Annotated in this window: 8 protein-coding genes, 1 tRNA gene and 1 pseudogene; 6 read left to right on the plus strand and 4 right to left on the minus strand. The window is 49.3% G+C overall.

Features of this window, described 5'->3' with window-relative positions; translation table 11 throughout:
• The first annotated feature begins 347 nt into the window (after positions 1-347).
• Positions 348-1,229 carry a TetR/AcrR family transcriptional regulator gene (locus QN379_RS08190; protein WP_323506443.1) on the plus strand — a complete coding sequence of 294 codons (882 nt, stop codon included), beginning with the start codon at positions 348-350 and terminating at the stop codon, positions 1,227-1,229.
• A 41-nt stretch (positions 1,230-1,270) separates the two neighbouring features.
• Here the strand turns inward: QN379_RS08190 and QN379_RS08195 are convergent, their stop codons facing one another.
• Both QN379_RS08195 and uvrB read right to left on the minus strand, forming a co-directional pair.
• Positions 1,271-2,077 carry a uracil-DNA glycosylase gene (locus QN379_RS08195; protein ID WP_416348534.1) on the minus strand — a complete coding sequence of 269 codons (807 nt, stop codon included), beginning with the start codon at positions 2,075-2,077 and terminating at the stop codon, positions 1,271-1,273.
• Positions 2,078-2,292: 215 nt separating this feature from the next.
• The gene (uvrB, locus tag QN379_RS08200) at positions 2,293-4,386 is read right to left on the minus strand and encodes an excinuclease ABC subunit UvrB (RefSeq protein ID WP_323506444.1); all 2,094 of its coding nucleotides are present in this window, start codon (positions 4,384-4,386) and stop codon (positions 2,293-2,295) included.
• Positions 4,387-4,664: 278 nt separating this feature from the next.
• On the opposite strand from uvrB, the gene QN379_RS08205 reads away from it, so the two are divergent.
• From QN379_RS08205 to QN379_RS08225, 5 genes and pseudogenes are all read left to right on the plus strand, one after another.
• Positions 4,665-5,882: an amino acid aminotransferase gene (locus tag QN379_RS08205; protein ID WP_323506445.1), complete on the plus strand. Its 1,218-nt coding sequence runs from the start codon at positions 4,665-4,667 to the stop codon at positions 5,880-5,882.
• 128 nt (positions 5,883-6,010) lie between these two features.
• A tRNA-Asn gene (locus tag QN379_RS08210) sits at positions 6,011-6,086 on the plus strand.
• 158 nt (positions 6,087-6,244) lie between these two features.
• A complete protein-coding gene (locus QN379_RS08215) occupies positions 6,245-7,270 on the plus strand; it encodes a site-specific integrase (protein WP_322240048.1) in 1,026 nt (341 codons plus the stop codon).
• Between the two features lie 495 nt (positions 7,271-7,765).
• Positions 7,766-8,275, plus strand: a pseudogene (locus QN379_RS08220) (type I restriction endonuclease); the annotation flags it as partial.
• Between the two features lie 59 nt (positions 8,276-8,334).
• Positions 8,335-9,509 (plus strand): IS3 family transposase gene (locus tag QN379_RS08225; protein ID WP_322240050.1). Its coding sequence is split into 2 segments (ribosomal slippage): positions 8,335-8,605 and positions 8,605-9,509, totalling 1,176 coding nucleotides; the frame shifts between segments, so codons are not numbered across the junction.
• 387 nt (positions 9,510-9,896) lie between these two features.
• Here QN379_RS08225 and QN379_RS08230 read toward each other — a convergent pair.
• Together QN379_RS08230 and serA are read right to left on the minus strand one after the other, a co-directional pair.
• Positions 9,897-11,279, minus strand: a complete 1,383-nt coding sequence (locus QN379_RS08230) for an FAD-binding oxidoreductase (RefSeq protein ID WP_322240052.1) — start codon at positions 11,277-11,279, stop codon at positions 9,897-9,899.
• A gap of 17 nt (positions 11,280-11,296) precedes the next feature.
• A complete protein-coding gene (gene serA, locus QN379_RS08235) occupies positions 11,297-12,526 on the minus strand; it encodes a phosphoglycerate dehydrogenase (RefSeq protein WP_322240747.1) in 1,230 nt (409 codons plus the stop codon).
• Positions 12,527-12,797: the final 271 nt, after the last annotated feature.

Genomic DNA, 12,797 nt, shown 5'->3' on the forward strand with positions numbered 1-12,797 from the left:
CCGTTCGTAGAACACTCTTTCATTCTTTATTCGGAATACCTGAATAATTTTGTCTAGTATAACAAACTTGAGTGAATCCGTCAGGTATTACCCTATTTTCAAAAATTCATATAAACTTCAATCACTTGCACGATATTTCTATAGCAAAATCTATTCTAATTTGCGCACTATTTGACGATATTTCTTTCAGTCACTCGGATTATTCTGCCTTGCAATGATCACATTCACAGGATACCGCCGGGCAAGACAAAAAAGATCAGCATTTCTTTTAAACGAGGCCGCAAGCAAGCCATCGATAGCACTATAATATCGCCCCTTCCGGTATAAATATTTAGAAGCACAGACGCATGGCCACCCGCAAATCCAAAACACCGCAGTCACCGACCCATAGAGCTGAGAAGAAACGCGCCGATATTTTAAAATCGGCCGGAAAATGCTTCCGCAAAACTGGCTTCCATCAAACCTCCATGCAAGAAATTTGCAACGAGGTCGGCCTTGGACCGGGTGCCGTCTATCGCTACTTCACCGGCAAAGACGCAATTATCGCCGCCATGGCCGAGGACGAACGACGTCAGGCACGCACGATGCTGAGCGAATTTCATGACACCGATAATTTGCCGCAAGCGCTATCTGCCATTACCCAAGCCTTTGCCTTACGCTACGCGGCAACCAGCGACGCGGGGTTGATGACAGAAATCTACGCCGAAGGACTGCGCAACAAAAAAGTCGGCGCCATCGTTAAAAAAGCAGAATCAGAATGGGTCGACGGCCTCGCTGACATGTTGCGCACGGCACAAAAACGCAAACAAATTGATCGCAAACTTGATGCAGGGCAAGTCGCACTACTGTTGACTGCCATGTGGGACGGCCTTGTTATACGGCAAGCCTACACACCAAACCCGCCAGAAGCGTTATTAGCCCTGTTTGACAATATGCTCACAAGCTGGCTGACCCGCGACCCAAGCCAGGACAAATCACCTAAAACAACAACAGACCAAAAAACCAAACTACCGGTTGCGCGTCCCGTGACGGAAAAAGCAGCCCAAAAAGCCGAAGACGATCTCCGCCAATCCAATCTGTTCAAACCAGAAAAAAAGAAAGCCGGAAAAAAATCTAGCGAAACAGAAGGGTTGCCAGCTTTGCCATCAATGTTCCCAGAGCCAGACGACACATCAGAAACCGACGAAAATACGGTTGAATTAGACCTTCGCCAAATGAGCCTAATTTGAATGATCATTCAATATTAAGGCCACCTAAAACAAGAACGTAATCAAGCCTTCCGCAACAAGTGCATCGGCCCAAACAGGCCCTGCATACGCGCATTTCCGATAAAGCTCAGATTATAAGGATGCTCTGCCATCATCTTCGGGAATTGCGCAGCCACAGCCAGCGCATTGACTTGCTCGGCAATCTTTCCCCACAACACCAGCGTCGGTAATTCAGGCGACGCATTCACACTATGATCTGCCAGTCCGCGCAAAACAACTTGCAAAAACGGCAACCACGGCTTAGCCTCCTTGACCGGCGGCACAGAAGATCGAAACACCAAGGTCGCGTTGAGCAACAGAAATCCCTTTGCAGTCAGATTTTTTTGTAGCTCAGCCAGAGTCTGAATTGTCGCAGAAGCACTATTTTGCGCTTGCAATGCAACCCCCACCATCGCATCACCCGCGGTCCTCTCAATATTTAACTGACCGTCCGCGACCAGCAACATTTTCATAAAGTTACGCAGCGACGTTGCACGATTGACGGGCTTTGACAGGCCCTTTTCAGACCACAACGCACCAACCGCACCATCCATAAAACAGACCCCCGTTGCACTCGCATCCCGCGGATAAGGCCCTTCGCCGACCAACACATACTCAACCTCATCCAAAGGCAGCGCAAAAGCAGCAAACAAACGCCCTTGCGTCGGCAAAAAGTCAGACCTTACCAAATCAGGCAGATAGTCAGGATATAGCGCCGCCATCGCCGACAAACCCTCCAACAAAATTGGACGCCAGGAGGGATCAGCAACCTCTAACGCTACATGGATATCCGAAGGAATAACAGCATCAGATGGATCAAGCTTCATCATTTAAAATCAATTTCATCAAGTTGCCTAACGAGACAATATTAAGGCCCAATAAGGTGCCTTAATATTGCGCTTAATAACATGCCTAATAATGCATAAAAATTATTTTAAATAACAATTTTTCACTCTAATTTTTGAATGAATGCTCAAATTTATATTCAGTCTTTTTACAATCTGATTCAAGCTCAAATATCGACGCAATTTAAACATAAAGCATATCAAGTTGGCACCACATTATCCACTCCCGGCGCACCAAACAACTGCTGCTTCAACTGATGCATTTGATCCCGCACCTGCGCCGCCTTTTCAAACTCCAAATTTTTCGCATGATCACTCATCTGCTTCTCCAGTCGCTTGATTTCTTTACTCATTTGCTTTTCACTCATCGACTCATACTTCACGCGATCTTGTGCCGCATGCAACTCCTCCCGCGCGCCCGAAGGACTGTACACGCCATCGATCAGGTCACGAATTTCCTTCCGAATACCAACCGGCGTAATCCCATTTTCAAGATTGAAAGCAACCTGCTTGGCACGACGTCGTTCGGTCTCATCTATTGCACGGCGCATTGAATCCGTCATCCGATCCGCGTACAAAATCGCCGTACCATTCAGGTTACGGGCGGCGCGACCAATTGTTTGAATGAGGCTTCGTTCAGAGCGCAAGAATCCCTCCTTATCCGCATCCAGAATAGCCACCAACGATACCTCTGGAATATCCAGACCCTCGCGCAACAAGTTAATCCCAACCAGCACATCAAACGTACCCAAACGCAAATCACGGATAATTTCAACGCGCTCGACCGTTTCAATATCACTGTGCAAATAACGCACCTTGATACCGTTATCACTCAAGAAGTCAGTCAACTGCTCCGCCATGCGCTTGGTCAGCGTCGTCACCAGAACCCGCTCACCCTTTTTAATGCGAGCGTTCGCTTCGGTCATCAGGTCATCCACCTGACTCAACGCTGGGCGCACCTCGATCAACGGATCGACCAAACCGGTCGGACGCACCACCTGCTCCACCACCTGATCAGCATGCTGTTTTTCGTAATCGGCGGGTGTCGCCGAAACAAAAATCGTCTGCCGCATCTTGCCCTCAAACTCATCGAACCTCAGCGGCCGATTATCCAACGCGGATGGCAAACGAAATCCATAATCGACCAGATTGGTCTTTCGTGCGCGATCGCCGTTATACATGCCATTAAGTTGCCCAATGAGCACGTGCGACTCATCCAGAAACATCAATGCATCTTTTGGCAAATAATCAACTAAAGTCGGCGGCGGATCACCCGCTTTCGCACCGCTTAGGTGGCGCGAATAATTTTCAATTCCTTTAGTGAACCCAATTTCCTGCATCATCTCTAGATCGAATCGGGTGCGCTGCTCAATACGCTGCTCTTCGATGAGCTTGTTTTCACGCCGGAAAAAATCCAGCCGCTCACGCAACTCATCCTTGATAGTCTCAATGGCGCGCAACACCGTACCGCGTGGCGTCACATAATGCGAACCTGGATAAACCGTAAAGCGTGGAATCTTTTGCTTGACACGCCCGGTCAACGGATCAAATAGTTGAAGACTGTCGACTTCGTCATCGAACATCTCAATGCGCAACGCCAACTCCGCATGCTCAGCCGGAAACACATCTACCGTGTCGCCACGCACGCGGAACGTACCGCGCCCAAAATCTATTTCATTGCGGGTGTATTGCATCTGAATCAACCGCGCAATCAGATCCCGCTGACTCACCTTATCCCTCACGCGCAGGGTCAAAATCATCTGATGGTATTCGCTCGGGTTACCAATACCGTAAATCGCCGATACAGTTGCAACGATTACAACATCACGCCGCTCCATCAACGATTTTGTGCACGACAACCGCATTTGCTCGATATGCTCATTGATGGATGAATCTTTCTCAATAAACAAGTCTCGCTGCGGTACGTAGGCTTCCGGCTGGTAATAATCGTAGTAACTAACGAAGTATTCCACCGCGTTCTGCGGAAAGAATTCTCGGAACTCGCTATATAGTTGCGCCGCAAGCGTCTTATTAGGCGCAAATATGATCGCCGGACGCCCCATCCGTGCAATCACATTAGCCATCGTATATGTCTTACCCGAGCCCGTTACACCCAGCAAAGTCTGGTAAAACAGTCCGTCTTCAATGCCCTCAGACAACTTATCGATCGCCGCTGGTTGATCACCAGCCGGCAAAAATGGCTGGAACAATTTATAAGGCGAATTGGGAAACGTGACGATTTTCGAATCATCAATCTTGTTAGAAACCTGTGCAACTTGTGATTTGTCAGCCATGAGCGTCGACCTTTGGTAGAATATGATGTTATTTCGCGCCGCCTCGATTGTGATCCGGCACAGCATTCAACCTGGAGTCTGTCGGACTGTCGGAGTCGAAGCGAGAAATGGGCTGGGCGAGGATAGATTTTGCCGGATTCACAGCGCCAATAGCATGCTATTGGTCAAGAAACTGGTGAAATACGGACCGCTCAGGTCATTTTTTAGCCGATTTCCATAGTCCGGCAAACTCCTAGCTGCAAACCTCCTGTTGGCAGCCAACTTTTTATGTTATCACGATGAACGCTCCTCTTTCAGCCTCCCTCTTCACCGCCATCGAAATGGCGCCACGCGATCCTATCCTTGGCGTCACTGACGGCTTCAATTCTGACAAAAATCCGAACAAAATCAACCTAGGCGTTGGCGTGTACTCCGACGACGACAGCAAAGTACCGCTGCTGCAATGCGTACGCAAAGCCGAAGCACAACTGATAGAAAAACTGTCACCGCGTACTTACTTGCCTATCGACGGTTTAGCCGCGTACGACAAAGCTGTGCAAGAACTGGTATTTGGGGCCGACAGCGCCGTAATTAAAGAGAAGCGCGCCATCACCGTGCAAGCCATCGGCGGCACCGGCGCGTTGAAGCTAGGTGCAGATTTTCTCAAACGCTTTTCTGCAGAAGATACGCAGGTATGGATCAGCGATCCAAGCTGGGAAAACCACCGCGCATTGTTTGAATTTGCAGGCTTCACGGTCAACAACTATCCGTACTACGACGCGGCTACACGCGGCGTCAATTTTGCGGCCATGCTCGACGCATTGAAGACAATGCCACGCGGATCGATTGTCTTGTTGCACGCTTGCTGCCACAACCCAACCGGCGCTGATCTGAGCAGCGACCAATGGACCGAAGTCATTCAGGTTGTCACGCAAAATGGATTCGTTCCTTTCCTCGATATGGCCTATCAAGGATTTGGCGACGGCATTGACGCTGACGGCGAAGTCGTACGTCGCTTCACTGACGCTGGCGGCCCACTGTTCATCTCGAACTCGTTCTCTAAATCGTTTTCACTGTACGGCGAACGCGTAGGTGCATTAAGCATCGTCGCCACATCCGCAGAAGAAGCCGGTCGCATCATGTCGCAACTCAAGCGCGTCATCCGCACCAACTACTCCAACCCACCGATTCACGGCGGTCAGGTAGTCGCCACCGCACTGGCATCGCCAGAGCTGCGTGCATTATGGGAAGAAGAACTGGCCGGCATGCGCGTACGCATTCGCGAAATGCGCGAACTGCTCGCCAAGAAATTGAAAGAACAAGCACCCGCCCACGATTTCAGCTTCGTCACCAAACAGCGCGGCATGTTTTCATACACAGGCCTCACCAAAGCACAGGTAGAAAAACTGCGCGACGAGTACTCAATCCACACCATCGATACCGGTCGTATTTGTGTTGCTGCATTAAATACGAAAAATATTGATTATGTTGTAGCGTCAATCGCAAAAGTCCTTTAATATAGCGGCTCTTTTGGACGAACGCGAGATTGGTTTTAAATCGTTTTCGGCCAAAAAAGATTGCAAATTAAATGACGAAAAATTTGACAGTTTGAATCTTTCGAGACTATAATTCTGCTTCTTTCTTTTCCCTGATAGCTCAGTTGGTAGAGCGACGGACTGTTAATCCGCAGGTCCCTGGTTCGAGTCCAGGTCGGGGAGCCAGAACACTAGTAGTAGAGAATCAAGCACTTACGAGAAATCGGAGTGCTTTTTTTTCGTCTATCTATTCCCGATTAGATTCAAAAACTGGCCTTTGCCGGAAATCTGCCGGAATGAAAGAATCCAGACCAAGCGCCTTATTAACGATCGGAGAAACTGGAATGGCATATATCAAGGAACGCGGGGCCTATTGGAGAGCTGAAGTTCGGCGCAAAGGATACAAACCGACATATCGCACCTTCGATACTCAGAAGCAGGCCCAACAATGGGCACGCCGTATTGAATCGGAAATGGACTCGGGTCTATACGCTGATAGGGCCGAGGCAGAACGTACTACCCTACGCGAGGCGCTTGAGCGCTACAATAAAGATATCGTCCCAACCAAGCGCCACCCCTACCAAGAAACCTGTCGCATTAACAGGTGGCTGCAAAATGACCTTTGCTACCGAACCCTGGCGAACCTTAAGGGTGCCGATTTTGCCCGTTATAGGGACGCTAGGCGAGAAGCCGGTCGAGCAGAAAATACAATCCGACTGGAACTCCAGCTCATCAGCCATCTATTCGAGATTGCTCGCAAAGAATGGGGTATGGAAAGCCTTCCCAATCCCCTACAAAATATTCGAAAGCCCGCTGGCAGTCGTGCCCGCAGTCGCCGCTTGGAAATCGGAGAATACGATCTGATCCTTGAACGTTTGAATGCAAGTGAGAACAAGTGTGCCGCATGCGCCTTCGATCTCGCCATTGAAACAAGCCTGCGACAAGGTATGCTATTTAAACTTCGGTGGGAGTGGATAGATCTATCGGCACGCATGATACGGTTTCCGGCCGGTGCTATAGAAATTGCGAATAAGGGCGTGCCTGCGATATTACCGTTATCGAAACATGCTATCAAGACATTACATGCGATCTGTCCAAGAGATGACAAAGGCGAAATCGCGTTGTCAAACTCTGGACTCGTGCTGGATACCACTGCAAATGCAGTCATTTGTATTTGGAAACGCGCCCTTGCGAAACTTCAAATCAAAGACCTGCGTTGGCACGATCTGCGACACGAAGCTGCATCGCGCCTCTTCGAAAAAGGATTGCACCCGATGGAGGTAGCCAGCATCACTGGACATAAAAGTATGCAAATGCTCAAAAGATACACACACCTTAAACCGGAAAGCCTTTTAGAAAAGCTCGGATAGTGCCCTGCTTCGATTTTTTTGGGTACAGATTCGACTTCAATTTCTCGATAACACCATTTATATAGCAACTCCAATGTAATAATTTATTTAATTCGTCACGGTGAAAGCGCCTCCAAGGCAAGCAACTGATGATCCTGGCCTAAACTCCACTAAGTAAGCACATGAATTGGCATCATGAATAGTGAGTTAGCTGGACTTCCCCTAATTCAGTAGACACTATTAAGTGCCACTAATTTAGGGGAAATCCATTTCTTTGATAATGCTTGATGCAAGTCTGCACTTTCACAACCGCATCGGAAGTTGGGAATCAGCAATTAATCCTCACTGTATGGAGTTTTTTCAAAAAGAAATAGATTGAAGGTATACGTATCTCGATAATGCTTGAAAACATCAATAAACTAGTCCTCTGGTAAGATAAAATGTTGCAAATAGTTAAATAACACTACCTTTGCAAGCAAGCCAACTGCCCGGATACACACGAGGACATCCTTTCCTATCGTTGACAAGAAAAGCCTTTCCGAACGCGACATCTGCTCCAAGTACATCACACCGGCCATAACGGCCGCAGGCTGGGATCTGCATACTCAGATTCGCGAGGAAGTGAGCTTTACCAAGGGGCGCGTGATTGTGCGCGGCAAACTGCATACCCGTGGTGAACAAAAGCGCGCAGATTACATCTTGTACTACAAGCCAAATATCCCGCTAGCAGTCATCGAAGCCGAGGAAAACGCTCAAAGCGTCGGGGCTGGCATGCAACAGGCTTTGAACTATGCCGAAACCCTCGGCGTACCGTTTGTGTTTAGCTCCAATGGCGATGCCTTCCTGATGCATGACCGTACTGGGCTGGCTAAAAGGACCGAGCAGGAACTGGCATTGGATGCTTTCCCCTCACCCGCAGAACTGTGGCAGCGCTACTTTCAGTGGAAAGGGCTAGAAACACCCGATGCCCTTCACACTGTGGAAATGCCCTATTACGATGACGGCGGAGGACGCGCTCCGCGTTATGAGGTAGTCTGAAAAAAACGGACACACGAATTTGATAAACTGAGTTCAAAGGAGTGTGGATGAAAACGCAAAAGAGATACAGCGACGAGTACAAAGCTGAAGCGGTAAAAATGGTATTAGAACAAGGTCTGTCAGGAAGAGAGGCGGCCATGCGACTAGGGATGTCGCAAAGTAATTTGAACAAATGGGTAGTTCTTGCCATGGGTAATAAGTCTGGCAAAGTGATGACAGTGGCTGGATCTCGAAGTGTGGCGGAGCTGGAAGAAGAGCTAGCTAAAATGCGGCGTGAACTGCATGAAACGCGCCAGGAACGCGATATATTAAAAAAAGCAACGGCGTACTTTGCACGGGAGTCGCTACCCGGTACGCGCACGTGAAAACATTGCAACTCCACTATCCTGTGAAGCTACTGTGTAAAGTATTGGTCGTATCACGCAGTGGTTTTTACGATTGGCTGACACGTGTTCCGAGCGAGCGCAGTTGCGAAGATGAACGGTTAAAAATAGCAATCAAAGTAGCGCATCGACGTACCCGTGAAACGTATAGCGTAAGACGTTTGCAGCCTGAATTGGCAAATGATGGATTTACGGTTGGGCGGGATCGGCTCACGAGATTGCGTCGTCAGTTAGGTATTGTTTGCAAGCAAAAGCGGCAATTTAAAGTGACGACCAATTCCAATCATAGCTTTCCAGTGGCTGACAATTTACTGAATCAAACGTTTAATCCGACTCAACCGAATCAAGTATGGGTCACTAATATCACCTATATTCCGACTCAAGAGGGCTGGTTATATTTGGCTGGTATCAAGGATGTCTTTACCTGTGAAATCGTCGGTTATGCGATGGGTGATCGGATGACGCAAACGCTAACCAGCCGTGCTCTATGGCGTGCAGTAGCACTTCAACGACCATCCGCTGGACTGATCCATCACTCTGATCGTGGCAGCCAATATTGCGCCCATGCTTATCGCCTGTTGTTAGAGCAATTTGACATGCAAGCGTCCATGTCACGCAAAGGAAACTGTTATGACAATGCACCAATGGAAAGTTGTTGGGGCAGCTTAAAAAATGAGCTGGTACATCATCGGCGATATGCCACCCGTGCCGAAGCTGAGGCATCTATTGGTGAGTACATCGAAATCTTTTATAACCGTCAACGAAGGCATTCACGATTGGGGTATTTATCCCCAGCTGCTTTTGCTGATAATTTTAACCGGCAGAAAAAATCTGCTTGAGACGTGTGTCCGGGATTGACAGTTCACCTCACTCTGCGGTTCTTGCACGAACAAGCCAGCGAACTCTCCGCCTGGATTCAAAATGTTCGATTCGATCAGCTCGATGGCAGTTGCCGCCGCCTCCAGCATTTGCAACTGACCTGTCGCCAAACAACTGTTTACCGACGGGCCGCAGACACCGAAATCAGACCGATCAGGCTTGTCCTGTAAAAATCAATAACCTTTTTCAATATGAAAAACTTAAAACAACTCCGCAGCAACTTCGAACGTAGGACGAACCGATCAATGTAGATCCCATCGCTGGTTTGGTGATTTGAGATGGACAAATTCCGCCGGTTTGAGGGCGCTACACATAGTTGCAGAACAGTCAGTGCGCGCAAATGCTGTCTATGTCAGGTCAAAAATTTTGCCCGGATTAATGATGCTGTTCGGATCAAACACCTGCTTGATCGCCTGTAAATACGCAATTTCCTCCTTTGACCGGGTATAGCCCAAATACGGCTTCTTGGTCATGCCGACACCGTGTTCAGCAGAAATTGAACCGTCATATTTTTGCACGGTTTCAAACACCGATCGGTTCACAATCTGACATTTGGCAAAGAACTCGTCCTTGCCCAAGTTAGCAGGCTTGAGAATATTCAGGTGCAAATTACCATCCCCAATATGGCCAAACCAGACGATATCGAAGTCCGGATAGTTGGCCTGCACGATAGCGTCGATGTCGGCAATAAATGCCGGAACATGCGTAATCAACACGGAAATATCGTTTTTGTACGGCGTAAATTTGGCGATCGTCGCCGAAATGTCCTCACGCAGGCGCCATAACTGCCTGGCCTGGGTTTCGCTCTGGCTCATCACGCCATTTTGTACCCAGCCGGCCTCCATGCACGCTTCAAAGACGTGCATCGCCTGCTCTTCAACGGTGGGCGATGAAGCTTCAAATTCGAGCAACACATAAAACGGTGTCGCATCCTCGAACGGACGGGCCACATCGCCACCGGCAATCACGCATTGCAGCGCCAGTTCCGAAAAAAACTCGAATGCGGTCAAGTCCAGCCTGGCTTGAAACGCCTCCAGGACATGCATGATCGAATTGAAGTCCGGCATACCCAGTACCATCACACACAAATCGTGCGGTTGGCGTTCCAGTCGGATCTCCGCTTCGGTAATAAAACCGAGCGTGCCTTCGGCACCGATAAACAAATGCCGCAAGTCATATCCGGTCGCATTTTTCGTCATACCCTTGTTCAGGTGCAAAATGTCGCCGTTGCCGGTGACGACGGTCAAACCAAGCACCCAGTCGCGGGTCATGCCATAACGGATCACCTTGATTCCGCCGGCGTTGGTGGCAATATTGCCGCCGATCTGGCTGGAACCGGCCGACGCAAAATTGACCGGATAATACAGCCCTTGCTCGATGGCAAACTGCTGAAGTTGTCCGGTCAGCACGCCAGCCTGGACCCGCACCATATGATCGAGAGGTAAGAACTCGAGCACTTTGTTCATCCGGTCGAAGCTGACCACGACTTCGCCATGCGCGGCCACGGCGCCGGCCGACAAGCCGGTGCGGCCACCCGATGGCACCAAAGCGATTTTTTTCAGATTGGCCAGTTTGACGATGGCTTGCACTTCTTCGGTGCTGGCTGGAAACACAATGGCTGTGGCGGCCGGCGCATATTGGCGGCTTGCGTCACAAGCCCAGTTTGCCAGGCTGTCGACATCGATTTTGACGTGCGTCGCGCCGACGATGGCTTGCAGTTTTTCAATCATGGTCTGGTGTCGATTCATCAATACAATACGCGGGCCCAAATCGTCCCCTCGACTTCCTGCAGCTTGTGCAGCGCCACGGTCGAGTAGTCGGCATCGACATCCATCACCAGATAACCGAGCGCATCGTTGGTCATCAGGCTTTGTGCAGCGATATTGAAGCCATTTTCGGAAAAAATGCGGTTAATGGCTGACAATACACCGGGAATATTTTTGTGTATGTGCAGCAAACGGTGTTTTCCTGCAAGCAGCGGCACCGCCACTTCCGGGAAGTTCACGGCGGACAGCGTGGCGCCGGTATCGGAGTAGCGGACAAATTTCTCGGCCACTTCTAGACCGATATTAGCCTGGGCTTCCAACGTCGAGCCACCGATATGCGGCGTTAAAATAACGTTGTCGAATCGACGCAGCGGCGACAGAAATTCTTCATCGTTGGCTTTCGGTTCTTTTGGGAACACGTCGATAGAAGCGCCACCGAGTTGTTTGCTTTCTAGCGCCTCAGCCAGCGCGTCGATATCGACGCAACTACCACGTGCTGCATTGATAAAGATGCTGCCAGGTTTCATTGTTGCAAATTGTTTGGCCCCCATCATGTTTTCGGTCGAGGCAATTTCAGGCACATGCAGGGATACGACATCGGCTTGCGCCAAGAGCTCGTCCAGTGTGCCCAGCTGACGGGCATTACCCAGTGCTAGTTTGGTGATGGCATCATAATAAATTACATGCATGCCCAGCGCTTCGGCCAGCACGGATAATTGACTGCCGATGTTGCCATAACCGACAATACCCAGTGTCTTGCCACGGGCTTCAAACGAGCCTTCCGCAGATTTCGACCAACCGCCGCGATGCACCAGTGCATTTTTCTCCGGAATTCCGCGCAATAGCAGGATGGCTTCGGCCAGCACAAGTTCAGCCACAGAGCGAGTATTGGAATGGGGCGCATTGAAAACAGGAATGCCTTTGGCCATCGCTGCGCGCAGATTGACCTGGTTGGTGCCGATACAGAAGCAGCCAATGGCAATCAGTTTATCGGCCGCTTGCAACACTCTTTCATTAATTTTGGTGCGCGAGCGGATGCCGACGAAGTGGACGTTCCTGATTTTTTCGATCAGCGCATCTTCATCGAGCGCCGTGTGCAGGTAGTCAATATTGGTGTAACCATTGCCGCTCAAGACATCGACGGCATTTTTATGTACACCTTCCAGCAACAGAAAGCGGATTTTTGATTTATCTAAAGATAATTGGCTCATTACAATTCCTTGCTTCATAAAAAAATAGGGTAAAACGCAGCGCCGGCTTCTCAAGTCGGCGCCAGCCTAGTGTTGATTGAAGCCACGTCGAGCGCGGCGAAGGTATTAATGACTCAAATTAAATATTCAAATGAACCGTTAATGGCGCACTTTTTGTCTTGTTCAGTGCAACTATTAACGGTAGATGTTTTGCTGCAATTGCTATTGCTTTGTTTCATTACTGCTGTCTCTTTATGCGCGCAATGTAACCAATTGCTTCGATTGAACATAG

Source organism: Glaciimonas sp. Gout2 (assembly GCF_035018905.1).
GTDB lineage: Bacteria > Pseudomonadota > Gammaproteobacteria > Burkholderiales > Burkholderiaceae_D > Glaciimonas.